This is a genomic window from Streptomyces griseoviridis (assembly GCF_005222485.1).
Lineage (GTDB): Bacteria > Actinomycetota > Actinomycetes > Streptomycetales > Streptomycetaceae > Streptomyces > Streptomyces hintoniae.
This window is the reverse complement of the sequence record NZ_CP029078.1, coordinates 341,067-366,535: the sequence shown is the minus strand read 5'-3', so window position 1 is coordinate 366,535 and position 25,469 is coordinate 341,067. Positions and strand designations below refer to the sequence as shown.

Below are 25,469 nucleotides of genomic sequence, written 5' to 3'. Positions count from 1 at the left end.
CCGGTTGTCCGAACGCCGTTGCCCACGCGGTGCCGTGCGCTACGGTGGCGGCGGGCCGGCCGGGGAAGCGGCCGCGCGGAGGGGGAGACCATGGCTGAGGCACCCGCGCGACGCACCGTCCTGCGCGCGCTGACGGCGACCGGCGCCGCCACCGTCGTCGCGTTCGACCCCCGCACCCGCGGCTGGGCCGCGACCGGCACCCCCGGCACGGGCAGGACCGCCGTACCGCCGCTCGACGGCACCCTCACCACCGACCCCGCCGCGCTGGACGCCGCCGCCGACGACTACGGCCACCACGTCAGCCACCGCCCGCTCGCGGTGCTGCGCCCCGGCTCGGTCGACGACGTCGTCGCGATGGTCCGCTTCTGCCACGCCCACCGGCTGCCCGTCGCCCCGCGCGGCCAGGGCCACGGCACCTTCGGGCAGGCCCAGGTGGCGGGCGGCCTCGTCATCGAGACGGCGACGCTCGACCGGATCGGCCCGCTCAGCGCCGACGGCACCTCCGTCACCGTCGGCGCGGGCGTGAAGTGGAGCGACCTGACCCGGGCCACCCTCGCCCACGGCCGCACCCCGCCCGTCCTCACCGACTACCTCGAACTCTCCGTCGGCGGCACCCTCGCCGTCGGCGGGCTCGGCGGCCAGTCCCACCGGCACGGCGCCCAGGTCGACACCGTCACCGCCCTCGACGTCGTCACCGGCGCGGGCGAACGGCTGCACTGCTCGCGCACCCGCCGCCGCGACCTCTTCGAGGCGACCCTCGCGGGGCTCGGCCAGTGCTCCGTCATCGTCGGCGCCACCCTCGCGCTGGTCCGCGCGCCCGACACCGTCCGCTCCTATCTGCTGCCCTACGACGACCTGGAGACGTTCCTCGACGACCAGCGCCGGCTCGCCGAGGAGCGCCGGTTCGCCTACCTCGAAGGGCAGGTGACCACCGACGCGTCCGGGGCGTTCCGCGGCTGCGTCCTGGAGGCCGTCGCCTACGGCCCGCCCGCGGGACCCGCGCCCGACGACACCGCGCTCCTCGCCGGACTCAGCCACCGCGCGGGCGGCGCCACGGTCTCCGACCTCGGCTACTACGACTTCCTCGACCGGCTCGCACCGGCCGTGGCCGCCCTCAAGGAGTCCGGGGTCTGGGGGTACGCCCACCCCTGGCTCAACCTGCTGATCCCCGGCGACGCGGTCGCCGCCGTCGCCGGGACCCTCCTCGACGACCTCACCGAGGCCGACCTCGGCGCGGGACTCGTCCTGCTCTACCCGCTGGCGGGCGAGCGCCTGACCACCCCGCTGCTGCGCGGGCCCGCGGGCCCGGTGCCGTACCTGCTGGCCCTCCTGCGCGCGGTCCCGGCCGACGACACGGACGCCGTACGGCGGCTGCTGGCCGCGAACCGCAGGGCGTACGACGTCGTCGTGGCGGCGGGCGGCACCCAGTACCCGGTCGGGTCGGTCCCGTTCACCCGGGCCGACTGGCGGCGCCACTACGGCGACGCCTGGCCTCGGCTGGCCGCCGCGAAGCGCAGGTACGACCCGCGGGGGCTGCTGGTGCCGGGGCGCGGCATCTTCTGAGGGCGCCGCGCGATCAGACGCCGCGCGCCAGCTCCTTGAGGAAGTCGACGAGCGCCGCGTTGACCTCGTCGGGCCGCTCCTGCTGGGTCCAGTGGCCGCAACCCGCCAGCTTCAGCGGCGGCCTGCGCAGCTCGGGCATCAACTCGGGCAGCCTGGCGATGAGTTCGGGCGTGCCGGGGAACGCCGGGACGATGTCGCGGTCGCCGTAGACGTACAGGGCGGGCCGGCTGACGACGGCGCCGTGCCAGGGCGCGGTCAGCTCCCAGTTGCGGTCGAGGTTGCGGTACCAGTTGAGCGCTCCGGTGAAGCCGCCGGAGAAGCTCTCGGTGAGCGCGTCGAGATCGTCCTCGGTGAACCAGGAGGGCAGCACCTCCGGGTCGCGCATGGCGTCGAGCCACCCCCGTCCCGGCTCCACCAGCGGCTGCCTGCCGGAGCCCGCGCCGGGCGCGTCACCGGAGGCGGCGTAGAAGAACTTCCGCAGGGCGGTGCGCGGGTCGCGGCCGAACTCGGCGTCGGCGACACCCGGCTCGGCGAAGTGGTTCCAGTAGAAGCGGCCACCGAACCGCTCCTCCATCGCGGCCAGCGGGGGCCGCGACCCCCGGAACGGCGGCGGCACGCTCAGCCCGGCCACCCCGAGCACCAGGTCGGGCCTGAACAGCGCGGTGTGCCAGGCGACCGGCGCCCCCCAGTCGTGTCCGACGACATACGCCTTCTCCTCGCCCAACGCCCCGATCAGCCCGACGACATCGCCGACGAGGTGGAGGATGCTGTACGCGTCGACGTCCTCGGGGTGGTCGCTGCTGCCGTAGCCGCGCTGGTCGGGGGCGACCACCCGGAAGCCGGCGGCCACCAGCGGGCCGAACTGCCGGTGCCAGGAGTGCCACGACTCGGGGAAGCCGTGCAGGAGCACCACCAGCGGCCCTTCGCCCTCCTCGGCGATGTGCAGTCGAATCCCGTTCACGTCGATCATCCGATGCGCAACCATGCGGCCGAGCCTACGCGTCGGACGCGAGGGGCGGGCGGGACGCGATCGGGCGGAGGAAACTCGCGGGCCGCGTGGGGCCCGCGGGCGGGGCGGGGCCGCCACCCGCCACCCGCCACTGGCTGATCGTCAGCCGTCAGCCGCCAGTCGCCAGTCGCCAGCCGCCCCCCGCTGATCGTCAGCCGTCAGTCGCTGGCCTCGCCCACTGGTCATCGGTCGCGCGGTGTCGCGCGGGTGCCCCTGCGTCACCTCCCGTGGCGCCCCGGTCACGCAGTATCGCGTTCGCGTGAAGTCGCGTACTATCGCGTTCCGGTTGCCCGATCGCCCAGGCGTGCGATCGTCCAGGCGCCCAACTGCCGTGCCCCACCGCCCCCTTGCCCTGCCCCCTGCCCAGGAGCCGTCCGTGCCCGCTCTGTTGAACCCCGTCCTCGACCTGCTGATGGTCCGGGGCACGGTCACCGCAGTCGAACCCCTCGCCGCCCGCATGCGCCGTCTGCGGATCGAGTCCGACGCGCTCGCCGGGCTCGATGTGCGGCCGGGGCAGCAGGTCAGGGTCCTGGTCGGTACGGGCATCACCCTCCGGACGTACTCGGTGTGGCGCTACGAGCCCACCGGCGCGGTCGAGTTGGGGGTCCTCGACCACGACGGCGCGGGACCGGGGGCCCGTTGGGGCGCGCGGGCCGAGGTCGGGGAACAGGTCCGCCTCGGGAAGCCGGAGGGCACGTTCACCCTGCGTCCTGACGCGGCCCACCATGTCTTCGTGGGGGAGGAGACGGCGTCCGTCGCCTTCGGCGCGATGCTGGCCGCGCTGCCCGACGGCGCCCGGATCTCCGGTTGCGTGGAGACCGGCACGCCCGAGGACCGGCTGCCGGTCCGGCACGCCGACCGCCTCGACTGGCTGACCAGGGGCGGCGCGTCGCTGCCCGACGCGGTCCGCGCTCTCGCGCCCGAACCGGGCGGGATCGCGTATGTCGCCGGGGAGGCGAAGACCGTGCAGCGGGTACGGCAGGTGCTGGTCCGTGAGGCGGGCTGGGACCGCAGGTCCGTGCTCACCAAGCCGTTCTGGACGCCGGGCAGGCGCGGCCTGTCGTGACCGCCGGGCCGGGCGCCGCCTGGCCCCGACGGTCGGCGGCGGGTCGCTCGAGCCGGTGCGACGGCGGCGGACAGGCGTCCCGCGCCGCCCCACGGGAAGGGCGCCCGACCGGCCGCGTGACCGAGGCCGGCGCGGTCTCCGCCAGGGCACCCCAAGGCCCCGTCGCGGCGGGGGAGTGGCCGCGGCGGTCCTTCTTAAGCGAGGGTTAAACGCGCCTTAAGCGTTCTTCGCCTCCACCCCGCCTCTCAAGTAACCGCAGATCAGCGGGATGTGGCGATGTGCGTTCCGGTTGGCGCCAGCAACGTTCGTGCGTATCGTCGAGGGCCCGGCGGCGGACCGCACCGCATCCGTGAGAGCGCTCTCAGGCAGCAGGGCGCCCGCGTGCGCGGAACGTGCCTCCGGAGCAGGACCTGAACGTCCCCCACAGACAAGGTGTGTTCTCGCCATGACGCCCCGTCACCAGCGCAACCTGACCCGCCGCAAGATGATGTTCGCCCTCGGTGGCGCGGTCGTGGCGGCCCCGGCCGTCGCCGCCGTCGCCCCCTACGCGCTCGCCGACCAGAGCGACGGCAAGACCCTCGCGGCGGCCGGCGCGCTCCCCGTGACCATCGTCAACAACAGCGGCTCGTTCGACAACGCCTCCGTGCACCTCTACGTCGTCGGCAACGTGGACGGCAAGCAGGTCCGCCTCACCCCCGAGGGCGCCGTCGCCCCCATCGCCGTCTCCGACAACGGCGCCGACGGCTTCACCGACTACGCCATCCCGCTCGCCGGCAACGGCGAGACCAAGCTGTCCCTGCCCTACATGTCGGGCCGCATCTACGTCGCGCTCGGCGAGAAGCTCAAGTTCAAGGCCGTCACCGACGGCAACGGCGCCGCCGCCCTCCAGTACCCGGCGGGCTGGGTCGAGTCCGACCCCAACTACGGAGTGCTGCACGACTGCGCCGAGTTCACCCACAACGCGGCCGGCATGTTCTGCAACACCACGATGGTCGACATGTTCAGCGTGCCGATGGCCATCCGGCTCACCGGCGACAAGGACCAGACCACCGGCACCCTGCGCTCCGGCGGACGCGCCGCGGCCTTCGACGCCGTCCGCGCGATCGAGGAGTTCGCCCCGCTCGTCGTCGACGACACCCGCATCATCGCGCCCGGCCACGGCCTCGACGCCGGCCTCTTCGCCAAGGACTACTTCGCGCCCTACATCGACGAGGTCTGGTCCACCTACACCGGCAAGGACCTCACGGTCACCACCAACGCCGGCGCGTTCACCGGCCGGGTCCGCGGCGAGCAGTTCACCTTCGACGGGCCCGCCTCGGTCTCCTTCGCCAAGCCGTCCACCCGGGACGTCCTGTTCTGCGACGGCAACCTCGCCGCCCCCAACGACGGCACCACGGGACCCGTCGCCGCCGTCCTCGGCGCCGGGTTCAACCGCTCCACGCTGCTCAGCACCACCGCCCAGCCCGGCACCGACCCGGCCGCCTTCTACCAGGGCGCGCTGACCAACCACTACGCCAAGGCGATCCACGCGGCGACCGAGGACGGCAAGGCGTACGGCTTCGCCTTCGACGACGTCGCCGACTTCGCCTCCTACATCCAGGACACCGCCCCGACCGGCTTCACCCTCACCCTCTCCGCGTTCTGAGCGGAGCCGGCGCACCGCGCGCCCCTCACCGCCCGTGGAACCGGGACGGCGGCGCCCCGAACAGCCGGGTGAAGGCGGCGGTGAACGCGGCGGGCGAGGCGTAGCCGAGGCGCCCGGCCACCTCGGTCACCGTGCCCGACCGCAGCAGCGGCAGCGCCGCCAGCAGCCGGGCGCGGGCCCGCCAGCCCGCCGGGCTCTCCCCCGTCTGCTCCCTGAACCTGCGGGTGAAGGCCCGCTCGCTCATCGCCGCCCGCCGCGCCCAGAGCGCGTTGGTGACCGCCACGTCGGGCGCCGCCAGATACGCCCGGCAGAGCGCGGCCAGCTCGGGGGCAGCGGGCACCGCGATGTGGAAGGGCAGCGGGGTGAGCGCCGCGATCTCGTGCAGCATCAGCGCCACCACCTGCCCGGCCCGCCCCGACAGGTCGTAGTCGGCCTCGAACTCGACCGCGGCCAGCAGCAGTTCACGCAGCAGCGGCGGCACGTCCACGACCGTGCACCGGGCGGGCCACCACGGCACCGCGGCCGGTTCGACGTACAGGCTCCTGGTGCTCACCCCGAGCATCCGCACCCGGTGCCGGGTGGTGGCCGGGATGAGCAGGGCGCGCTCGGGCGGGACCGTCCACGACCCGTCGGCGGTGTCGGCGACCATCACCCCGGTCGCGCCGTACAGGAACTGGGCCCGCCGGTGCTCGTGCCAGTCGAGCAGCAGGCCCGGCGGGTAGTCGGTGCCGATCGGCAGCACCGCCCGCGGCGCGGCGTCCACCTCGGACAGCGGAACGTTCTTCACCCCTCGACCCTACCGGCCGAGACGCGAAAGAACGGCGCCGATCATCGCATGCGGGCCCTGGTCGGCGGCTGGTGGACTGAGCCCCATGGATGTTCTCGCGCTGCTCGGAATCGGGGTCCTCACCGGGCTCACGACGGTGTTGTTCGGGTTCGGCGGCGGATTCGTCGCCGTCCCGGTGGTGGTGTGGGCGGACGGCGCGCTCGGCACGGACGCGATGAGGGTGGCGACGGCCACCTCGGCGGTGGTCATGGTGGTGAACGCCGGTTTCGCCACCGCCGTCACCCCGCGCCCCACCCTCGCCGCGCTGCGCGGCGGGCGCCCGCTGCTCGCGCTGCTGGCCGTCGGCGGGGCGCTGGGCGCGCTCGCCGCCCGGCTCGCGCCGTCGGGACCGGTCCGCTGGGCGTTCACCGCCTATGTCGCCCTCACCCTCGCCGACCTGCTGCTGCGCCCCGGGTTCCTGAAGCCGCAGGCCCCGGCCGACGGTGCCGACAGCGCCGACGGTGCCGGCAGCCCCGGCAGCGACAGCACCCTCGGCAGCCCCGGCGGCGCGGGACTGCCCGCCGTGCTCGGAGCGCCGATCGGCGCCGTCGCGGCCTTCCTCGGGGTCGGCGGCAGCGTCCTGACCGTCCCGGCGATGCGGCGGGCCGGACACACCATGCGGACCGCGACCACCCTCGCCAACCCCCTCACCCTCGCCCTCGCGCTGCCCGCCGCCGCCGTCTCGCTGCTCGGCCACACCGCCCCCGTCGCCGCCCGCGCGGGCGTGCCGCTGGTCGGGACGGTGGACCCGCGCGCCGCCGGGGCGCTGCTGCTCGGCGCGCTGCCCGTGATCGCCGTGCTGCGCCGCCGGCCGCCGCGCATCGGCGACCGCACCCACGCCTGGGCCTACGCGACCCTGCTCGCGGTGGTGATTGCCGCGATGCTGGCGCTGGACGCCTGACCGGCGCCGGGGCGGCGGCGCCCGGAGCGGGCGGCCCGTCAGGCCGGCGTGGGACGCGCCGCCGAGTGGTGCCGGCCGATCGGCAGGACCAGCGGTCTGCCCGACAGCGGGTCCTCGATGATCCGGCTCGCCATCCCGTACACCGCCCGCACGGTGTCCTGTGTCAGCACCTCGGCCGGGGTGCCCGACGCGTGCAGCCGCCCCGCCGCGAGGGCCACCAGGCGGTCGGCGTAGCGGGCGGCCAGGTTCAGATCGTGCAGGACCATCACGATCGTCGTGCCACGGGTCCTGTTCAGGTCGGTCAGCAGGTCGAGGACCTCGATCTGGTGGCTGATGTCGAGGAACGTCGTCGGCTCGTCGAGCAGCAGCAGATCGGTCTGCTGGGCCAACGCCATCGCGATCCACACCCGTTGGCGCTGGCCCCCGGAGAGTTCGTCGACCGAGCGGTCCATCAGGTCCGTCGTCCGGGTGGCCTCGAGGGCCGCCGCAACCGCCGCGTCGTCCCGGCTCGTCCAGCGGGAGAAGGCGCGCTGGTGCGGATGGCGGCCCCGGCCCACCAGGTCGAGGACCGTGATGCCCTCGGGGGTGACCGGCGACTGCGGCAACAGGCCCAGGGTGCGGGCGAGTTCCTTCGCGGGCAGCCGGTGCACCTCCTTGCCGTCCAGCACCACCCGGCCCGAACGGGGCGCGAGCAGCCGGGACATGGAGCGCAGCAGGGTGGACTTGCCGCAGGCGTTGGCGCCCACGATGACGGTGATCTCGCCCGGCGCGAGCGCCAGGTCCAGGCCCTCGATGACGGCTCGGTCGCCGTAGCCGAGGGTGAGGTCCTCGGTGGCGAGGGTGTGGGACGCGGTCACAGTGAGCCTCCGGCCCGGTTGCTGCGGACGATCAGATGGACGAGGTAGGGGGCGCCGAGCACCCCGGTGACGACACCCACCGGGTAGCGGGTGTCGAAGGCGTACTGGCCGGTGAAGTCGGCGACCAGCACCAGCAGGGCGCCGACCAGGCCGGCCGGTACCAGCAGGGACACCCCGGTGCCCACCAGGCGGGCGGCGATCGGCCCGGACAGGAAGGCGACGAACGCGATCGGACCCGCGGCGGCCGTGGCGAACGCGATCAGCCCGACGGCGGCGACGATCACCGTGATCCGGGTGCGTTCGACGCGCACCCCGAGCGCGGACGCCGTGTCGTCGCCGAGCTGGAGCGCGGTCAGGTCGCGGGCCCGCGCCAGCAGCACCGGGCTGAGCACCACCACCGCGCAGACGGCGGGCACCGTCTCCCGCCAGGAGGTGCCGTTGAGGCTGCCGGTGAGCCAGCGCATCGCCTCCTGGAGGTCCCACTCGCCCGCCTGCGACAGGACGTAGGAGGTGACGCTGTCCAGCAGCGCGGAGATGCCGATGCCGATCAGGATCAGCCGGGTGCCCGCCACCCCGTCCCGGAACGCCAGCGTGTACACCAGCAGCGCCACCCCGAGCGCGGCGGCGATGGCCAGCACCGCCACCTCGCTCTCACCGAGCGAGAGCGTCACGATGGCGAGGGCCGCCGCCGCGCTCGCGCCCGAGCTGATGCCGATGACGTCCGGGCTGGCCAGCGGGTTGCGCAGCATCGTCTGGAAGGTGACGCCCGCGATGCCGAAGCTGAACCCGGCGGTCAGCGCGAGCACCGCGCGCGGCAGCCGCAGCGTGCCCACGGTGAACGACGCGCCCGGCACCCGCTCACCCATGATCACGCGCAGCACGTCACGGGCCGGGTAGAAGGTGTGCCCGGCCATCAGCGTGGTGGCGAACACGGCGACGACGAGGACCAGCAGCGTCAGCACGATCAGACGCCGCCGGTGGCCGCGGCGCACCCTCCCGCGGGTGACCGCCCGCTGCACGGAAGGGCCGGTGACGACGGGGGCGCTCACAGGGATCTGACCTTCTGCCGGCGGACGATGTGGATGAAGAAGGGGGCGCCGATCAGCGCCGTCACGATGCCCACGGAGATCTCCGCGGGGCGGGCCACCACCCGGCCGACCACATCGGCGGCGGTCAGCAGCGTGGCCCCGGTCAGCGCGGAGAACGGCAGCAGCCAGCGGTGGTCCACGCCGACCAGCAGCCGGCACGCGTGCGGGACGACCAGCCCGACGAAGCCGATCGGACCGGCGACGGCGGTGGACGCGCCGCACAGCACGACCGCGCCGAGCGCCGCGGCGGCCCTGACCAGCGCCACCCGCTCACCGAGCCCGGCGGCGAGTTCGTCGCCCAGCGCCAGCGAGTTGAGGGCGCGGGCGCAGGCCAGACAGATCACGGACCCGGCGGCGAGGAACGGCACGACCGTGCCGAGCTGCGGGTAGGAGGCGCCGCCGACCCCGCCGATCTGCCAGAGGCGGAAGGTGTCGGAGATGTCGTTGCGGGGCAGCACGACGGCGCTCACCAGGGAGGCGATCGCGGCCGACGTGGCGGCGCCGGACAGCGCCAGCTTCAGCGGCGTCGCGCCGCCGCGCCCCAGCGAGCCGACGCAGTACACGAACCCGGCGGTCAGGGCGGCGCCCAGCATCGCCACCCAGATGTAGCCGGCCGCCGACGCGAGGCCGAAGTGGGCGACCGCGGTGACGACGGCGAGCGAGGCGCCCATGTTGACACCGAGGATGCCGGGGTCGGCCAGCGGATTGCGGGTCACGCCCTGCATGACGGCGCCGGCCAGGCCGAGCGCGGCGCCCACGGCCACCGCGAGCAGGGTGCGCGGCACCCGCTTGGTGACGGCGGCCTCCTCCAGGGAGCCGTCCGCGCCGCCGAGCGCCGACCAGACGTCGGACCAGGCGACGTCGCGGGAGCCGAACACGAGGGACGCGGTCGCCACCAGCAGCAGCACGGCCAGCACCACAAAAAGCAGGCCGACGCGCACGCGCGCCGGGCGCCGCACGATCACGGCGTCCGGCGTGCGCGGGGTCCCGGTGAGCGTCACGTGACCTTGTCCGCGGCCTTGGCGAGCGCTGCCACGTAGTCGTCGAGCACGTACGGGATGGCCAGCGGGGTCGGGTTGGCGGCGGTGGCCAGCGGGGTGCTGCCGGGCAGCAGATAGATCGAGCCCTGCCGCACGGCGGCGAGCTTCGAGGTGAGCGGGTCCTTCTTGAGGGCCTTGAGCAGCTCGCCCTTGTCGTCGCCGTAGCCGGTGATGAGGTCGACGTCGTTGAAGTCGTCGATGCGTTCGGCGCTCTTGGTGAGGACGAACTTCTCCGTCGACCTCGACGGCCCGGAGACGCTGGCCGGGATCTTCATGCCGAGGTCGGTGAAGAACTGGGTGCGGGTGTCGTGGGTCGTGTAGTAGCCGACCTGGCTGACGTCCTTGGAGGAGACGTGCGTCATGAACATCGCCGTCTTCCCCTTGAGCTGGGGGTACTTGGCGACGGTCGTGGCGATCTCGCCCTCGAGATCGGTGATCAGCCGGTCGCCCTCGGCGGCGAGGCCGATGGCCTTGCTGTTCATGCGGATGATGTCGCGCCAGGGCGTCGCCCAGGCCGCGTCCGGGTAGGCCACCACGGGCGCGATCTCGCTGAGCGTCGTGTAGTCCTGCTTGGTCAGCCCGGAGTAGGCGGCGAGGATGACGTCGGGCCGGGTGTCGGCCACGGCCTCGAAGTCGATGCCGTCGGTCTCGTCGAAGAGGACCGGCGTCTTCGCGCCGAGTTCCTCGATGCGGGCCTCGACCCAGGGCAGGACGCCGTCGCCGTCGTCGTCGCCGAAGTTGGCCTTGGCCATGCCGACCGGGACTACCCCGAGGGCGAGCGGCACCTCGTCGTTGGCCCAGTTCACGGTGGCCACACGGGTCGGCTTGGCGGGGATGACGGTGCTGCCGAGGGCGTGCTTCACCGTCATCGGGAACTGGCCGGCGCCGGCGGACGCGCCGGCAGCCGCGCCGTCCTGGCTGCCGGAGTCGTCGGACCGGCCGCCGCAGGCCGTGAGTGCGAGCAGGAGCGCGGCGGCCGTGGCGAGCGCGCGCAGGCGGGGGGTTCTCATGGACCCGTGTTCCACTTTCGGTTCAGGGGTGCCGGGCTCGCGCGTCCGGACCGCGGACTACGGGACGTGGAGCGGGACACCGCACAGGCGAGAGCAAGTTAGGTAAGGCTTGCCTGTGCAGCTTAGGGAGCGGGGTGGCCCGTATCAATCGAGCATTGACGACAGCCGATGTAGCGATCGGGACAAGGGGACGACGATCCGCCGACGGGCGAACCGACAGGCGAACCGGCGGGCGACGGAGGGGAGTCGGGGGACGGGCGGGCAGATGCGGCGGCCCGCACGGCACGACGTCCGGCGGCCACGGAACACACCAGACCGCGCGGCGGGCGGGGGCCCGTGGCTTCCCGGTTCTCGGTGTCACGACGTTCGACGGCCCCGGCCCGCGTCCGGCCTCATGACGTTCGACGGCCCCGGCACGCGCCTGACGTCACGACGTTCGACCGCCCCGGCACGCCCCCGGCGTGACGCCGGTCAGCGCGCCCGGAACATCCCGGGCGTCATGCCGGTCGTCCGCCGGAAGGCCGCCCCGAACGCGCTCGCCGAGCGGTAGCCGACCACGTCGGCGACCACGTCGACCTCGAAACCCTGGGCGAGCAGCCGCACCGCGTGCTGCGCGCGCACCGTCGCCACCCAGCGGGCGAAACTGGTGCCGGTCTCCGCCCGGAACGCCCGGGTCACCGTGCGCGGACTGCGGCCGAGAGCCGCCGCCCAGCCGGTCAGCGTCCGCTGGTCGCCCGGGTCGGCCCGCACCGCGTCGACGATCGGGCGCAGCAGCTCGGACGTGGGCAGATGCACCAGCAGCGCGCGCGGCGAGGGCCGCAGCACATCGAGGACCATCGCCTCGGTCACCGCCCGCGACGCGGCGGTCAGTTCGGGTTCGCCGAGCCGGTCGAGGAGCAGCCGCAGCAGCGGCGTGATCTCCACGGCCACCGGGGCCGAGGGCAGCGCGGACGTGGTGCCGTAGCGGAAGAAGTGGGCGCGGGAACTGGTGCCGGTCACCGCTGAGCCCGAGTGCAGCTGCCCCGCGGGCATCCAGAGGCCGAGCGCCGGCGTGACACACCAGACGGCGGAGCCCACCACGGCGGTGGAGGCGCCCTGTTCGTTCCAGAGCAGCTCGTGCCACGGGTGCGAGTGCTCGTTCCAGGTGGTGTCGCGGGCGACGACCTCCTCGTAGCCGTGGATGACGAACGGCACCTCGACCTCGCCCGCGGCGAGCGCCGGCAGATTGCGGACGGCGGTGGCCGCGCCCTTGCGCGCACGCCGCGCCGTGGGCTGAGTCACGCGCATCCGCTCAGGCTAACCGGCCCTGACCCCTGCCCCGGCAGGGCGGCCGGGGCCGCGGTGGCCGCTGATCCTTCTGCGCGATCCCTTGACACCGTTGGTCACTGCCTCAACACTCCGATCCGGGAGAGCGCTCTCCCGGAGTGTTCCCGGGCAACTTGCGGACCTCTCCGGCCAGTTCGCCGTCCCGCCCCCCACCGTCTCCCATCGACGTGTTCAGGAGGTCTCCATGCCAGGGAGATCGAAGATCCTCTCAGGAACGCTGATCACCGGGGCGCTGCTGCTGACCTCGCTCGGACTGAGCGGGGTCGCGATGAGCGCCGCCGAGGAGCGCGCGGACACGGCCCAGGCCGCCCCCGCCGCCGTCCACCTCGGCCACCGCATGGCCCCGTCCACCGCGACGTCGTCCGAGGACGCGGACGGCGACGGCTACATCACCGCCGCCACCCGGGTCGACGGCGTCGGCGCGCGCGCCGCGGACCCGCCGCACCGCTACTTCCACGAGTTCCAGGCCAACTGCTCGGTCAGCCACACCCGTCCCGACGACCCGATCGTCTACCCGCAGCAGCCGGGCAAGTCCCACGACCACACCTTCATGGGCAACACCACCACCAACGCGGCCAGCACCACCGCGTCGCTGTCGGCGGGCACCACCACCTGCAAAGCGCCGGGCGACAAGTCCGGCTACTGGATGCCGACCCTCCTCAAGGGCGACCAGCCGGTGCGGCCCATCGGACCGCAGACCATCTACTACAAGGCGGGCGTCACCGACTACACCAGCGTGCGCCCCTTCCCCAAGGGGCTCAGGTACGTGGTGGGCAGCCCGACCCAGACCGCCCAGGAGTTCCGCAACCACCCGGGCTTCGTCGAGGGCTGGGAGTGCGGCGACAGCTTCTTCAACGTCGAGTTCCCCGCCAACTGCCCGAGCCGCGCCGATGTGCAGCTCAACATCCGCATGCAGGCGCCCAGTTGCTGGGACGGCGTGAACCTCGACTCGCCCGACCACAAGAGTCACATGTCCTACACCGTCGTCAAGCCGGGCACCAACGACAACATGTGCCCGGCCGACCACCCGGTCGCGCTGCCGATGATCGAGTTCAAGATGGCCTTCCCGGTCAACGGCGACCTCTCCCAGGTGAAGCTGGCCAGCGGGCCGAGCTGGTCGTTCCACTACGACTTCTTCAACGCGTGGGACGACGCGACCCTCAAGGCCCTCGTCGACCACTGCATCGTCGGCGGCCTCCAGTGCGACGCGCGCGGCTACGACCAGACCCACCCCGAGGCGGGCGCGGCCCTCAACGAGAAGTACGAACTGCCCTGACCCGAACCGGGCCCGGCCGGCCGTGTCCCCGCCCCGGCCGGGCCCCCTCCCCCCACCGGAGAGAACCATGATCCGACCCCGCACGCCCGTCCGCCGTCTCGCGGCACCCCTCACCGCGGGGCTGCTCGCGGCCGGTGCCCTCGCCCTCCCCGCCCAGCAGGCGCACGCCGCGGGCAGCGTCGTCAAGGTGACCGGTTCCCAGGGGAACTGGCAGCTCACCGTGGACGGCAGCCCCTACCAGATCAAGGGCCTCACCTGGGGACCGTCCGTCGCCGACGCCGACAAGTACCTGCCCGACGTGCGCTCCATGGGAGTCAACACCATCCGCACCTGGGGCACCGACGCGAGCAGCAAGCCGCTGTTCGACTCGGCCGCCGCGCACGGCATCAAGGTCATCGCCGGGTTCTGGCTCCAGCCGGGCGGCGGCCCCGGCAGCGGCGGCTGCGTCAACTACCTGACGGACACCGCCTACAAGAACCAGATGCTCGACGAGTTCCCCAAGTGGGTGCAGACCTACAAGGACAACCCGGGCGTCCTCATGTGGAACGTCGGCAACGAGTCCGTCCTCGGACTCCAGAACTGTTTCAGCGGCGACGAGTTGGAGCGCCAGCGCAACGCCTACACCACCTTCGTCAACGACGTCGCGAAGAAGATCCACGGCATCGACCCCAACCACCCGGTCACCTCGACCGACGCGTGGACCGGCGCCTGGCCCTACTACAAGCGCAACGCCCCCGACCTCGACCTGTACGCCGTCAACTCCTACAACGCGGTCTGCGACATCAAGTCCACCTGGGAGCAGGGCGGTTACACCAAGCCGTACATCGTCACGGAGACCGGTCCCGCGGGGGAGTGGGAGGTACCGGACGACGCCAACGGCGTCCCCGCCGAACCCCGCGACCAGGACAAGGCGGCCGGCTACACCAAGGCGTGGAACTGCGTCACCGGGCACCGCGGGGTCGCCCTCGGCGCGACGATGTTCCACTACGGCACCGAGTACGACTTCGGCGGCATCTGGTTCAACCTGCTGCCCGCGGGCCAGAAACGCCTCTCCTACTACGCGGTGAAGAAGGCGTACGGCGCCGACACCTCCCGCGACAACACCCCGCCCGTCATCACCGACCTGAGCGTCGAGGGCGACGCGGGCAAGGTCCAGGCGGGCCGTGACCTCACCCTCGCCGTGCGCGCGTCCGACCCGGACGGCGACCCGATCTCCTACGAGGTCCTCGACAACAGCAACTACCTCGACCAGAGCAAGCAGCTCGTCCCGCTGCCCGTCACCGTCCTCGGCGGCGGACGGCTGCGGGTCACCGCCCCCGACCGCCCCGGCGTCTGGAAGATCTACGTCAAGGCCAGTGACGGCAAGGGCAACGTCGGCGTCGAGACCCGCTCGATCCGGGTCGTGCCCCCGGTCGTCGGCGGCACCGACGTCGCCCTCCGCAAGCCCGCCACCGCCTCCTCGTACCAGACCGGCGGCGGCGACTGCCCGTGCACCCCGGCGGCCGCCGTCGACGGCGACCCGGCCACCCGCTGGGCCAGCGACTGGAGCGACCCGCAGTGGCTCCAGGTCGACCTCGGCACCCGCACCTCCTTCACCCACGTCCAGTTGGTCTGGGAGACCTCCTACGCGAAGGCGTACAGCATCCAGACCTCCGACGACGGACAGAACTGGCGGACCGTCCGCGCGGTGACCGACGGCAACGGCGGTGTCGACGACCTCGACCTCACCGGAACCGGCCGCTACGTACGGCTCCTCGGCACCGCCCGCGGCACCGGATGGGGCTACTCCCTCTACGAGTTCGGCGTCTACAACTGACCACCACCAGGAGAGGACGGCGGGCGTGGGGAGCACCGAGGACGAACGCGAGCGGCTGCTGGAGAAGCTCACGCCCGAGACCAGGGCGGCGCTGCTCACCGGCGCGACCACCTGGCGCACCCGGGCCGAACCAGCCATCGGGCTGCGGGAGTTGGTGATGTCGGACGGTCCGGCGGGGGTCCGCGGCGAGTCCTGGGACGAGCGGGACACCTCGGCGCTGCTGCCGTCGCCCTCCGCGCTCGCCGCCACCTGGGACGAGGAGCTGGTCGGACAGCTCGGCGCGCTCCTCGCCGCCGAGGCCCGCCGCAAGGGCGTCGACGTCGTCCTCGCCCCCACCCTCAACCTGCACCGCAGCCCGCTGGCCGGCCGCCACTTCGAGTGCTTCTCGGAGGACCCCCTGCTCACCGGCCGGATCGGCGCCGCGCTGATCCGCGGTGTCCAGGCGCGGGGGGTCGCGGCGACCGCCAAGCACTACGTGGCCAACGACTCCGAGACCGAGCGGCTCACCGTGGACGTGCGGGTCGGCCCCCGGGCGCTGCGGGAGGTCTATCTCGCCCCGTTCGAGGCGGCCGTCGCTGCCGGGGTACGGGTGGTCATGGCCGGGTACAACGGCGTCAACGGCGCCCCGATGACGGCCAGTCGGCTGCTCACCGACCCGCTCAAGAGCGAGTGGGGCTTCGACGGCCTGGTGGTCTCCGACTGGGGCGCCGTCACCAGCACCGCGGACACCGCGCGGGCCGGACTCGACCTCGTCATGCCGGGCCCCTCCGACGTCTGGGGCGCGGCCCTGGCGCGGGCCGTGGCGGCGGGGGAGGTGCCGAGGGAGGCCGTCGACGACAAGGTGCGCCGACTGCTCAGGCTCGCCGAACGGACCGGCGCGCTCGGGCCAGGCCCCACCCCCGTCGACCCTCAAGATCCTTCGGAGGAGCGGGAGTTGCTGCGTCGTTCGGCCGCCGCAGGTGCGGTCCTGCTCAGCAACCGCGGACTGCTGCCCCTCGACCCCGACCGGCTCGCCACCGTCGCGGTGATCGGCGCCCACGCGGCCCGCACCCGCACCGCGGGCGGCGGCAGCGCCGGTGTCTTCCCGCACGAGGAGGTCTCCGTCCTCGACGGCCTGCGGGCGGCGCTCACCGGCCGGGCCCGCGTCGTCCACGTGCCGGGACCCGCCCTCACCGAACCCCCGCCACCCCTCGGCCCCGACCTGTGCACCGACCCGCGCACCGGTGAGGGGGGCCTGCTGCTGCGCGTCCTGGACGCCTCGGGCCGCGAACTGCACGCCGAACACCGCTGGTCAGGAAGGCAGTTGGAGCCGCCCTGCGGACCGGACGCGCACACCGTGGAGATCAGCGCCCGGCTGCGCCCCGACACCACCGGAGCGTGGACGCTCGGCCTCGGCGGCTTCGGCCGCATGGTCCTCACCCTCGACGGACGCACCCTCTTCGACGAGGACGTCGCCCGCCGCACCGACGACCCGGCCGTCGTCCACGTCAACCCGCCGGCCCACACCGTCACCGCCCACCTCCGCGCGGGCCAGCCCGTCCACCTGGTCGCCACCAGGACCCTGGCGCCCGACACCGGCCGCGCCCTCGTCGTCACCGCGGCCCCGCCACCGCCCGAACCCGCCGCCGCGCTCGCCGACGCGGCCCGCGCGGCGGCCTCGGCGGACGTGGCCGTGGTCGTCGTCGGCACCACCTTGGACGACGAGTCCGAGGGCGCCGACCGCACCGGCCTCGCCCTCGGCTCCCACCAGGACGCCCTGGTCGACGCGGTGGCCGCCGCCAACCCGCGGACGGTCGCCGTCGTCAACAGCGGCGGACCGGTCGAACTGCCCTGGCGCGAGCGGGTCGGCGCGGTCCTGCTGGCGTGGTTCCCCGGACAGCAGGGCGGAGCGGGCGTCGCGGACGTCCTCGTCGGCCGCCGCGAACCCGGCGGCCGGCTGCCCACCACCTGGCCGGCCGCCCTCGCCAACGCCCCCGTCACCGACACCACCCCAACCTCCGGCCGCCTCCCCTACGACGAGGGGCTGCACCTCGGCCACCGCGGCTGGCTGCTCCACCACCGCACCCCCGCCTACTGGTTCGGCCACGGCCTCGGCTACACCACCTGGGAGTACGAGGAGGTGACCGGCTCCGACGAGATCCGGGCGGGCGAACCCCTCACCGTCCGCGTCCGGCTGCGCAACACGGGACCGCGCCCCGGACGGGAGGTCGTGCAGATCTACCTCGCCCGCCCCGACTCGGCGATCGAGTACCCGGTGCGCTGGCTCGCCGGGTACGCCACCGCCCGCGCCGACCCCGGGCAGCTGACCACCGTCACCGTCGACGTCCCGGCCGGGGCGCTGCGCCACTGGTCCGAGGGCCACGGCTGGCGCGTCGAGCCGGGCGGCTGCACGGTGCTCGCGGGCCGCTCGGCGGGAGACCTCCCGCTCCGCCGCGAGGTGTGCGTCCGCCCGCCCGGTTAGGGCCTGTCGTCCGGATCGGGCGGCGCCGAGGCGCGGTGCCGTGTCGGCCGACCCGAGCGGGCCCCGCACCGGGAGAGCGCTCTATACCGCTGGTGGGACGGCCGGTTAGGGTGCCGTCATGAGCAGACAGGCGCCGACCCTGGAGGACGTCGCCCGGGAGGCGGGGGTCTCCAGGGCCACCGTGTCCCGGGTCGTCAACGGCGTCCGCAACGTCGACCCCGCCATCCAGGACCTGGTCAGGCAGGCCATCGCCCGGACCGGCTACGCCCCCAACCGGGCCGCCCGCTCCCTGGTGACCCGGCGCACCGAGACGGTCGCGCTGGTCGTCTCGGGAGCCGGTGACGCCTCGGAGGAGACCCAGGACGTCTTCACCGCGCGGGTCTTCGCCGACCCGTTCTTCGGCCGGGTGGTGAGCGGCGTGGTCGGCTATCTGCGGCCACGCTCCATGCACCCGGTGCTGATGTTCGCCGAGACCGAGGAGAGCCGCGAGCAGGTCGTGCGGTATCTGCGGCAGGGCAGCGCGGACGGCGCGCTGGTGGTCTCCACGCACGGCGACGACCCGCTGCCCGCGCGGCTCGCCGACAACGGCCTGCCCGCCGTGCTGTTCGCCCGCCCCGCGCGGCCGGTGGCGCTCAGCTACGTCGACCTCGCCCACCGGGACGGCGGACGGCTCGCCGCCGACCGGCTGCTGGCGCGCGGCTGCCGCAGGACCGCCACCGTCTCGGGCCCCCTCGCGGTCCCCGCGAGCCAGGAGCGCCTGGACGGCTTCCGCGACGCGATGGCCCGCCACGGCTGCCCCTGGGTGCCGTCCGCCGAGGGCGGCTTCACCCTGGAGAGCGGCCGCGCCGCGATGACCCGGCTGCTGGCCGCACACCCCGACCTGGACGGGGTGTTCGCCGGGAACGACCTGATGGCCCAGGGCGTCTGCCAGGTCCTCGCCGAGCAGGGCAGACGGGTCCCGCAGGACGTGGCGGTGGTCGGCTTCGACGACTCCAGCGCGGCCGTCGGCTGCCGTCCGCCGCTGACCACCGTCCGCCAGCCGGTCGAGGACATGGCGTCGGCGATGGCCGGACTGCTCGACGAACACATCCGCGGCGCCCGCACCGAACCGACCTCACTGGTCTTCGACCCGGAACTGGTCGTGCGGGCGTCGGCCTAGACCGGCGCCCCGGACGGCCCGAGGGTGCCGGGGGCCAGGCCGAGTTCCGTCTCCGCGAGGGTCCTGGCCAGCTCTCCCGCGGCCGGGCCGCGCCGGTCGGCGCTGGTGTTGATGTAGGCGCTCGCGCCGTCGATCGCCACCAGGATCCGCACGGCCGCCGCCCACGGGTCGCCGCAGGTGAACGCGCCGGTCCCGGTCCCGGCGGTGATGATCTCCTCGATCCGGCCGCACCAGAGCAGCTCGAGCGCCACGACGTGCTCGCGCAGCCCCGGCCGGTAGCGCGAGAGGTGCCGGGCGTTGAGCCAGAGCCGGCTCACGTTGTCGAAGTCGGCGCTGCCGGTGAGGGCGAAGAAGCGCCGCAGGACCGCCGTCGCGTCGCCGCCGGGACCGGGTGCGCCGGGCGGCAGCAGCGCGTCCAGGTCGTTCGTGGTGGCGGCGGTGAACGCCTCGGCCACCAGGGTGTCGGCGGCCGGGAAGTAGTGGCCGACGAGCCCGGGGCGCACTTCGAGCTCGTCGGCGACCCGGCGCAGGGTGACGCACTCCAGCCCTTCGGTGAGCCCGACCCGCGCGGCGGCCGCGACGATCTCGCCGCGCCGTTCGGCCGGTGCCTTGCGAACCCGCTTCCCAGGACCCCTTGACGTCATGACGAGCATGCTATTGAGTATGCGACCAATAAAGCAATTGGTCGTGCGACCAATAAGCGTGGACCTCCGGGCACCACCACCCGCCGTCCGGGACCCCCACCCCGCACCCCGCCGCCAGGGCGGGAGCGGGCCGCGTCCGGACCGCCGGTGCCCAGGACCCCTGCCGGGGACCCGCACCCGGCCGACGGCACCAGGCACCGCGCGCGCATCACTCTCAGGAGAACCAACGTGGACGACACCCGCACCGACGCCGGTGACCTCGCCGAGTACGGCTACCAGCAGGAGCTGAGACGCAGCCTCTCCGCCTGGGCGGTGTTCGCGATCGGCTTCGCGACGATCTCCCCGGTGGTCGGCATCTACGCCGTCGTCCAGCTCGGCTTCGCCTTCGCGGGACCCAGCTGGATCTGGGCCGTCGTCGTCGCCTTCCTCGGCCAGCTGCTGGTCGCCGTGGTCTACGCCGAACTGTCCTCACAGTTCCCGATCACCGGCGGCGTCTACCAGTGGGTGCGCCGCCTCGCCGGACCGCGCCTGGGCTGGCTGGTCGGCTGGATCTACCTCGCCTCGGCCGTCGCCTCCCTGACGACCGTGGCCTACCTGGGCGCGACCTGGCTCGCCATGCTGGGCGGCGACGACACCCCCTCGACCGGCGTCCACCTGCTGCTCGGCGTGGTCTTCGTCGTCGTCGCGCTCGGCATCAACCTGCTCGGCGTCAACCCCGTGAAGCACTTCCTCAACGCGGGCATCATCGCCGAGGGCGTCGCCTCCATCGCGGTCAGCCTGATCCTGCTGGTCTTCGTCCGCCACCACGGCTTCTCCCTCCTCTTCGAGACCCTCGGCGCCCAGGACATCTCCGGCGGCTCCGTCACCGCGGGCCTGCTGACCTGCCTCGCCGTCGCCGGCTGGGCCTTCCTCGGCTTCGACGCGACCACCCAGGTCGCCGAGGAGACCGAGCAGCCCCGCCGCAGCGTGCCGCGCGCCCTGCTGCGCGCCTACCTCTTCGTCGCCTTCACCGTCCTGCTCACCGGGCTCGCCGTGACGCTCGCGCTGCGCAAGCCCGCCGACGCCGTCTCCGGCGCCATCACCGACCCCGTCTTCCACGCCGTGACCGACGGCCTCGGCGGCTGGAGCGAGAAGCCGTTCATCGTCGTCGTCCTGATCGCGTTCTTCGCCTGCGCGATCTCCATCCAGACGTACATCGGCCGCGCCGTCTACGCCTTCGCCCGCGACCGCCAGCTCCCCTTCTCCCGCACGCTCGCCACCGTCGGACCCCGCCAGATCCCCTACGTCTCCCTCATCGTGACGGCCGTCCTCGCCGCGCTCGGCCTGCTCCTCGGCCTCAACGGCAACGCGGCGGCCACCCTCATCGCGTTCGGGTCGGGCGGGTTCTACTTCGTCTTCCTCGCCGTCGCCGTGGTGGCGCTCGTCGCCCGGCTCAGCGGGCGCTGGAACCCGGCGGCCGGACAGCTGCGGCTCGGCCGCGCCGGACTCGTCGTCAACGTCGTCGCCGTGCTGTGGCTGCTGTTCGAGGCCGTCAACATCGCCTGGCCGCGCGCGGAACTCGCGCCCGTCGGCGGCAGCTGGGTGCAGATCTGGGCCGTGATCCTGGTCTTCTCCGCGCTGTTCGCCGTCGGCCTCCTCTACGTGTTCACCGCCAAGCCCCACACCAAGCTCACCCCCACCCCCACCAGCGAAGAAGTGAAGGCGTCCTGATGCCGTCGAAGCTCTCCCCGGCCGTCGTGTTCGACCCCGAGACCGGTCTCGGCACCCGTGAGGTGGCCCTGCGGCCCGCGGGTCCCGGCGAGGTCGAGATCGAGGTCCGCGCCGCCGGCGTCTGCCACTCGGACCTGCACATCGTCACCGGCGACTGGCCCACCGACCGCCCCCTCGTCCTCGGCCACGAGGCCGCGGGCGTGGTCACGGGCACCGGAGCGGGCGTCACCTCCCTGCGGCCGGGCGACCATGTGGTGCTGTCCTGGTTCGCGCCCTGCCGGCGCTGCCGCAAGTGCGTCGCGGGCCAGGGCTGGCTGTGCACCGGCACCCGGGCCGTCGCCAACACCCTGCCCGACGGCACCACCCCCTTCACCGGCGCCGCCGGCGAGGAGATCTGGCCCTACCTCGGGCTCGGCGCCTTCACCGACCGCCTGGTCGTCCCCGAGACGGCCGCCGTGCAGGTCCCCGACGAACTCCCCTTCAGCGTCGGCGCGCTGCTCGGCTGCTCCATCACCACCGGCGTCGGCGCCGTCGTCAACACCGCGGGCGTCAGGCCGGGGGAGTCCGCGGTCGTCATCGGCACCGGCGGGGTCGGCCTCTCCGTGGTGATGGGCCTCGCCCTGGTCGGCGCCGACCCGATCATCGCCGTCGACCTCTCGCCCGAACGGCTCGCCGTGGCACGGAAGTTCGGAGCCACCCACACCCTCGACGGCTCCCGCGACGACGTCGCCGCCTGGTGCCAGGAGCACCTGGGAGGCGTCGACTACGCCTTCGAGGCGATCGGCAGCCCGAAGGTCGTCGAGACCCTTCCCGCCATGCTCACCTCGGGCGGGGCCGCCGTCCTCGTCGGCATGGCGGCGACCGGCGCGACCGCGGCCTTCGACCTCTTCGACCTCGCCGACCAGGGCAAACGTATCCTGGGCTGCAACTACGGTTCGAGCGTCGGGGAACTCGACATCCCGAAGCTGGCCCGCCTCCACCTCGCGGGACGCCTCCCGTTGGACGATCTGATCGGGACGGTACGCCCGCTGGCGGAGGCGGCGGAGGCCTTCGACGACCTCCGCTCCCGCACCGGCGTGCGGACCATCCTCGAACCGTGAACCCGCCGACCGTCACCCCCACACCTGGAGGCACCATGTACGCCGTCACCGACCCCCGCACCGGCGAGGTCGTCGAGACCTACCCGACCGCGACCGACGCCCAGGTCACGGAGGCCGTCGACGCCGCCCACCGGGCCACCGCCTGGGGCCGTTCGAGCACCGTCGCCGAACGCGCCGCGCTGCTGCGCAGGCTCGGCGACCTGCACGCCGAGCACCGGGACGCGCTCGCCGCGAGCATCGTCCGGGAGATGGGCAAGCCGCTCGCCGAGGCGGAGGGCGAGGTCGGGTTCTGTACCGACATCTACCACTACTACGCCGACCACGCCGAGGAGTTCCTCGCCGACGAGCCGCTCGACGTCACCTCGGGACCGGGCACCGCCGTCATCCGCCGCAGCCCGGTCGGCGTGCTGCTCGGCATCATGCCGTGGAACTTCCCGGCCTACCAGGTCGCCCGGTTCGCCGCGCCCAACCTCGCGATCGGCAACACCATCGTCCTCAAGCACGCCCCGCAGTGCCCGGCCACCGCCGCGCTGCTGGAGAAGCTGTTCGCCGAGGCCGGCTTCCCGGCCGGCGCGTACGTCAACGTGTACGCCACCAACGAGCAGATCGCCGACGTGATCGCCGACCCGCGGGTGCAGGGCGTCTCGCTCACCGGCTCGGAGCGCGCGGGGGCCGCCGTCGCGGAGATCGCGGGCCGGCACCTGAAGAAGGCCGTCCTGGAACTCGGCGGCTCCGACCCGTTCGTGGTGCTCTCCACCGACGACCTGGACTCGGTCGTCGGCGCCGCGGTCTCCGCCCGGCTCGACAACACCGGCCAGGCCTGCAACGCGGCCAAGCGGTTCGTCGTCGTCGAGGAGCTGTACGCGCCGTTCGTGGAGCGGTTCACCGCGCGGCTCATCGAGGAGGCGACCGGGGCGCCGCTGTCGTCGGTGGCCGCCGCCGAGAACCTGGGACGGCAGGTCGACGCGGCCGTCGCCGAGGGCGCCACCCTGCACAGCACCGGCCGCCGCGAGGGCGCCCACTTCCCGGCCGGTGTCCTCACCGGACTGACCACCGAGCACAGCGCGGCCCGCCAGGAGCTGTTCGGCCCGGTCGCCATGGTCTTCCCGGCCGCCGACGAGGACGACGCGATCCGCATCGCCAACGACACCCCGTACGGCCTCGGTTCCTACGTCTTCACCACCGACCCGGCCCAGGCGGAGCGGGTCGCGCACCGCATCGAGGCCGGGATGGTCTTCGTCAACGGCGTGGGCGCCGAGGGGGCCGAGCTGCCGTTCGGAGGCGTCAAGCGCTCCGGGTTCGGGCGCGAGCTGGGCCGCCCCGGCATCGAGGAGTTCGTCAACAAGAAGCTGATCAGGACCGTCGGCTAGCCGGGGGTTCCGGCAGGTGGCCCGGAGACCCGGGTCACCTGCGGGTGCCGCAGGACGGGCAGAAGGCGGCGCCCTCCGGGACGTCCTGCCGGCATCCCGAGCAGCTCGCGCTCTGCGCGAGACGGTGTCCGCAGTCCTGGCAGAAGGCGCCGCCGCGGGTCTCGGCCGAGCAGTTGGGGCAGACGAGCTGGCGCGGGGTGGACACGTCGTAGCTCTGGCCGCGCTGCTGTCCGAGGTCGTAGGAGCGCTGACTCACCCGGTCGTTGAGACCCCGTTGCTGTGCGGCCTGGGCCTCGGCCGCGGTGTCGGGTGAGCAGTGCAGGCACAGCCCCTGGGCGCCGTTCCAGCAGCGGGCGCAGACGTAGTCGGTGCAGCGGGGGCACCGGTGGAAGTGGCCCTCCGCGTTCTCTATCGCCCGGGTGAAGGCGGCGTCGCGCTGGTTGCCGTAGCTGGCGCCCGCCAGTCCGTCGGCCGCGTTGGTGACGCCCTGCCCCGCGCCGCCGACGATCGACCAGGCCGCGTTCACCCCGCGCGACAGCCAGCCCGCCATCTGCCCGGCCCTGAAGGCCTCGAACGGCGAGCGCCAGGTGTCCTGGCAGCGCGAGCAGGAGAACTCGAACTGGAAGCCGGCGCCCGTGCCGTGCTCGACGCACAGGTCACGGTAGTTGCTGCTGAAGTAGATCTCGGTGCTCACGGCGACCGCCCCCCAAGAGAGATCCGTGCATTGTGCAGCCACAGGGACGCCGTACCGACGTGACGGGTTCCCGCGGTTGGACGAACGGGGCGCGGCGGACACCGCGCGGGCGCAGTTTATCGCCATTCGCCGCGCGGACCAGAGGGTGTCCGGCAATCGGAACGCGCCGGTGGGAAGCGTGCGGTGGCGAGGCGGAGGGGGTAATTCCGGCCAATGGCGGTCGAGTTGAGGTGGCCGGGGCGCGGTGATCGGTCCGAGGGCGCCGAGTTGTCGGCGGGCGCCGCCCGCGACGAGTCGTGTTGGTCGGCCGCCTCGTCGACGCGGCCCGGCGGATCGGGGTCATCGCGGGTGAGGGCGGTGAGGGCGTTGAGGGCGCCGCCCCGAGCCGTAGGGGGCCCGGCGCGGACGTGAGTCGGAGGGCCCTTCTGGCAAGGGGTCGGTCGGCATCTGCCCCGAATGGGCGACTTGCCCTCTAAACACCTTCCGGGCAGGGCAGTTCCCCACCAGCCGCCTCGAACGGGAGCGGCGCAACCGCCGTCGGCACGGTGGCGTCACCACGGCGCGGGCCGACGGCCGTCGAGCAGGAGGCAGAAGCCATGAGTATGACCCTGACCGGCAAGCTCCAGTTGAACTCCGGCAGCGCCACCGAGGTGAACGGTGGCGTCACCACGACGTTCACTCAGGTCACCTTCCCCACGCCGTTCCCGTCCGGAGCGGACGTGATCGTCGTTCCGTTCGTCCAGACGTTCAACGGACCCGACACCCCGGGCCTGCGCATCGCCGACGTCACCCGGACCGGCTTCAAGATCCGCATCAACGAACTGGTCGGCAGCGGCAGAGCACTCAGCGACGGATCGCACACGACCGAGACGATCGGCTGGATCGCGAGCACGGTCTGAGCCGCCTTC

21 protein-coding genes are annotated in these 25,469 nt (G+C 73.6%); 12 read left to right on the top strand and 9 right to left on the bottom strand.

The genetic code is table 11. The annotated features are described in order from the left end of the window. The first annotated feature begins 90 nt into the window (after window positions 1–90). On the top strand, window positions 91–1,563 hold the full coding sequence (locus DDJ31_RS01445) for an FAD-binding protein (RefSeq protein ID WP_127182131.1): 1,473 nt from the start codon (window positions 91–93) through the stop codon (window positions 1,561–1,563). Window positions 1,564–1,576: 13 nt separating this feature from the next. On the opposite strand, the gene DDJ31_RS01440 is transcribed toward DDJ31_RS01445, so the two are convergent. Then, window positions 1,577–2,548 (bottom strand): alpha/beta fold hydrolase, encoded by a 972-nt coding sequence (locus DDJ31_RS01440; protein WP_127182132.1) that lies wholly within the window; start codon window positions 2,546–2,548, stop codon window positions 1,577–1,579. A gap of 400 nt (window positions 2,549–2,948) precedes the next feature. Here DDJ31_RS01440 and DDJ31_RS01435 point away from each other — a divergent pair, with 400 nt between their 5' ends. Then, window positions 2,949–3,638 carry a siderophore-interacting protein gene (locus DDJ31_RS01435; RefSeq protein ID WP_127182133.1) on the top strand — a complete coding sequence of 230 codons (690 nt, stop codon included), beginning with the start codon at window positions 2,949–2,951 and terminating at the stop codon, window positions 3,636–3,638. Between the two features lie 445 nt (window positions 3,639–4,083). Next, window positions 4,084–5,283, top strand: a complete 1,200-nt coding sequence (locus DDJ31_RS01430) for a glycoside hydrolase family 64 protein (protein ID WP_127182134.1) — start codon at window positions 4,084–4,086, stop codon at window positions 5,281–5,283. Between the two features lie 25 nt (window positions 5,284–5,308). Here DDJ31_RS01430 and DDJ31_RS01425 read toward each other — a convergent pair whose 3' ends face one another. Continuing rightward, the gene (locus DDJ31_RS01425; protein WP_127182135.1) at window positions 5,309–6,070 is read right to left on the bottom strand and encodes an AraC family transcriptional regulator; all 762 of its coding nucleotides are present in this window, start codon (window positions 6,068–6,070) and stop codon (window positions 5,309–5,311) included. 85 nt (window positions 6,071–6,155) lie between these two features. On the opposite strand from DDJ31_RS01425, the gene DDJ31_RS01420 reads away from it, so the two are divergent. After that, on the top strand, window positions 6,156–7,010 hold the full coding sequence (locus tag DDJ31_RS01420; RefSeq protein WP_127182136.1) for a sulfite exporter TauE/SafE family protein: 855 nt from the start codon (window positions 6,156–6,158) through the stop codon (window positions 7,008–7,010). A 38-nt stretch (window positions 7,011–7,048) separates the two neighbouring features. Here the strand turns inward: DDJ31_RS01420 and DDJ31_RS01415 are convergent, their stop codons facing one another. The 5 genes from DDJ31_RS01415 to DDJ31_RS01395 all read right to left on the bottom strand — a co-directional run bounded on the left by DDJ31_RS01415 (window position 7,049) and on the right by DDJ31_RS01395 (window position 12,292). Beyond that, window positions 7,049–7,867, bottom strand: coding sequence for an ABC transporter ATP-binding protein (locus DDJ31_RS01415; protein WP_127182137.1), 819 nt, complete (start codon window positions 7,865–7,867; stop codon window positions 7,049–7,051). After that, the gene (locus DDJ31_RS01410; protein WP_127182138.1) at window positions 7,864–8,916 is read right to left on the bottom strand and encodes a FecCD family ABC transporter permease; all 1,053 of its coding nucleotides are present in this window, start codon (window positions 8,914–8,916) and stop codon (window positions 7,864–7,866) included. Before DDJ31_RS01410 ends, DDJ31_RS01415 begins: the two co-directional genes overlap by 4 nt. Next, window positions 8,913–9,956, bottom strand: coding sequence for a FecCD family ABC transporter permease (locus DDJ31_RS01405; RefSeq protein WP_127182139.1), 1,044 nt, complete (start codon window positions 9,954–9,956; stop codon window positions 8,913–8,915). The genes DDJ31_RS01410 and DDJ31_RS01405 overlap by 4 nt, the downstream gene beginning before the upstream one ends. Beyond that, window positions 9,953–11,005 (bottom strand): iron-siderophore ABC transporter substrate-binding protein, encoded by a 1,053-nt coding sequence (locus tag DDJ31_RS01400; RefSeq protein WP_127182140.1) that lies wholly within the window; start codon window positions 11,003–11,005, stop codon window positions 9,953–9,955. Before DDJ31_RS01400 ends, DDJ31_RS01405 begins: the two co-directional genes overlap by 4 nt. Window positions 11,006–11,476: 471 nt before the next feature. Beyond that, window positions 11,477–12,292: an AraC family transcriptional regulator gene (locus tag DDJ31_RS01395; protein ID WP_127182141.1), complete on the bottom strand. Its 816-nt coding sequence runs from the start codon at window positions 12,290–12,292 to the stop codon at window positions 11,477–11,479. Between the two features lie 223 nt (window positions 12,293–12,515). Between DDJ31_RS01395 and DDJ31_RS01390 the strand changes: the two genes are divergently transcribed. The 4 genes from DDJ31_RS01390 (at window position 12,516) to DDJ31_RS01375 (ending at window position 19,043) form a co-directional block, all read left to right on the top strand. Beyond that, on the top strand, window positions 12,516–13,607 hold the full coding sequence (locus tag DDJ31_RS01390; protein WP_127182142.1) for a DUF1996 domain-containing protein: 1,092 nt from the start codon (window positions 12,516–12,518) through the stop codon (window positions 13,605–13,607). A gap of 67 nt (window positions 13,608–13,674) precedes the next feature. Next, window positions 13,675–15,423 (top strand): discoidin domain-containing protein, encoded by a 1,749-nt coding sequence (locus DDJ31_RS01385; RefSeq protein ID WP_127182143.1) that lies wholly within the window; start codon window positions 13,675–13,677, stop codon window positions 15,421–15,423. Window positions 15,424–15,448: 25 nt separating this feature from the next. Beyond that, complete coding sequence (locus DDJ31_RS01380; RefSeq protein WP_127182144.1) at window positions 15,449–17,884, top strand: glycoside hydrolase family 3 C-terminal domain-containing protein; 2,436 nt, start codon at window positions 15,449–15,451, stop codon at window positions 17,882–17,884. Between the two features lie 118 nt (window positions 17,885–18,002). After that, complete coding sequence (locus DDJ31_RS01375) at window positions 18,003–19,043, top strand: LacI family DNA-binding transcriptional regulator (protein WP_127182145.1); 1,041 nt, start codon at window positions 18,003–18,005, stop codon at window positions 19,041–19,043. Here DDJ31_RS01375 and DDJ31_RS01370 read toward each other — a convergent pair. Continuing rightward, window positions 19,040–19,687, bottom strand: coding sequence for a TetR/AcrR family transcriptional regulator (locus DDJ31_RS01370; RefSeq protein ID WP_127182146.1), 648 nt, complete (start codon window positions 19,685–19,687; stop codon window positions 19,040–19,042). The two genes, DDJ31_RS01375 and DDJ31_RS01370, sit on opposite strands and share 4 nt — an antisense overlap. Before the next feature lie 228 nt (window positions 19,688–19,915). Between DDJ31_RS01370 and DDJ31_RS01365 the strand changes: the two genes are divergently transcribed. The 3 genes from DDJ31_RS01365 to DDJ31_RS01355 are packed head-to-tail and all read left to right on the top strand — an operon-like array spanning window position 19,916 to window position 23,867. Continuing rightward, entirely contained in the window at window positions 19,916–21,397 is a 1,482-nt protein-coding gene (locus DDJ31_RS01365) for an APC family permease (RefSeq protein ID WP_127182147.1), read from the top strand. Then, the gene (locus DDJ31_RS01360) at window positions 21,397–22,497 is read left to right on the top strand and encodes an alcohol dehydrogenase catalytic domain-containing protein (RefSeq protein WP_127182148.1); all 1,101 of its coding nucleotides are present in this window, start codon (window positions 21,397–21,399) and stop codon (window positions 22,495–22,497) included. Before DDJ31_RS01365 ends, DDJ31_RS01360 begins: the two co-directional genes overlap by 1 nt. A 35-nt stretch (window positions 22,498–22,532) precedes the next feature. Next, window positions 22,533–23,867, top strand: coding sequence for an NAD-dependent succinate-semialdehyde dehydrogenase (locus DDJ31_RS01355; RefSeq protein ID WP_127183010.1), 1,335 nt, complete (start codon window positions 22,533–22,535; stop codon window positions 23,865–23,867). 34 nt (window positions 23,868–23,901) lie between these two features. On the opposite strand, the gene DDJ31_RS01350 is transcribed toward DDJ31_RS01355, so the two are convergent. Beyond that, entirely contained in the window at window positions 23,902–24,561 is a 660-nt protein-coding gene (locus DDJ31_RS01350) for a double zinc ribbon domain-containing protein (RefSeq protein WP_127182149.1), read from the bottom strand. Window positions 24,562–25,157: 596 nt separating this feature from the next. Here DDJ31_RS01350 and DDJ31_RS01345 point away from each other — a divergent pair. After that, the gene (locus tag DDJ31_RS01345; RefSeq protein ID WP_127182150.1) at window positions 25,158–25,460 is read left to right on the top strand and encodes a hypothetical protein; all 303 of its coding nucleotides are present in this window, start codon (window positions 25,158–25,160) and stop codon (window positions 25,458–25,460) included. The last annotated feature ends 9 nt before the right edge of the window (window positions 25,461–25,469 follow it).

What these genes read in the sequence shown, in the direction of transcription:
- DDJ31_RS01400 (WP_127182140.1), bottom strand. Translation starts at nt 11,005, where the DNA reads ATGAGAACCCCCCGCCTGCGCGCGCTCGCCACGGCCGCCGCGCTCCTG.
- DDJ31_RS01355 (WP_127183010.1), top strand. Translation starts at nt 22,533, where the DNA reads ATGTACGCCGTCACCGACCCCCGCACCGGCGAGGTCGTCGAGACCTAC.
- DDJ31_RS01440 (WP_127182132.1), bottom strand. Translation starts at nt 2,548, where the DNA reads ATGGTTGCGCATCGGATGATCGACGTGAACGGGATTCGACTGCACATC.
- DDJ31_RS01375 (WP_127182145.1), top strand. Translation starts at nt 18,003, where the DNA reads ATGAGCAGACAGGCGCCGACCCTGGAGGACGTCGCCCGGGAGGCGGGG.
- DDJ31_RS01430 (WP_127182134.1), top strand. Translation starts at nt 4,084, where the DNA reads ATGACGCCCCGTCACCAGCGCAACCTGACCCGCCGCAAGATGATGTTC.
- DDJ31_RS01370 (WP_127182146.1), bottom strand. Translation starts at nt 19,687, where the DNA reads ATGACGTCAAGGGGTCCTGGGAAGCGGGTTCGCAAGGCACCGGCCGAA.
- DDJ31_RS01420 (WP_127182136.1), top strand. Translation starts at nt 6,156, where the DNA reads ATGGATGTTCTCGCGCTGCTCGGAATCGGGGTCCTCACCGGGCTCACG.
- DDJ31_RS01445 (WP_127182131.1), top strand. Translation starts at nt 91, where the DNA reads ATGGCTGAGGCACCCGCGCGACGCACCGTCCTGCGCGCGCTGACGGCG.
- DDJ31_RS01345 (WP_127182150.1), top strand. Translation starts at nt 25,158, where the DNA reads ATGAGTATGACCCTGACCGGCAAGCTCCAGTTGAACTCCGGCAGCGCC.
- DDJ31_RS01360 (WP_127182148.1), top strand. Translation starts at nt 21,397, where the DNA reads ATGCCGTCGAAGCTCTCCCCGGCCGTCGTGTTCGACCCCGAGACCGGT.
- DDJ31_RS01385 (WP_127182143.1), top strand. Translation starts at nt 13,675, where the DNA reads ATGATCCGACCCCGCACGCCCGTCCGCCGTCTCGCGGCACCCCTCACC.
- DDJ31_RS01390 (WP_127182142.1), top strand. Translation starts at nt 12,516, where the DNA reads ATGCCAGGGAGATCGAAGATCCTCTCAGGAACGCTGATCACCGGGGCG.
- DDJ31_RS01395 (WP_127182141.1), bottom strand. Translation starts at nt 12,292, where the DNA reads ATGCGCGTGACTCAGCCCACGGCGCGGCGTGCGCGCAAGGGCGCGGCC.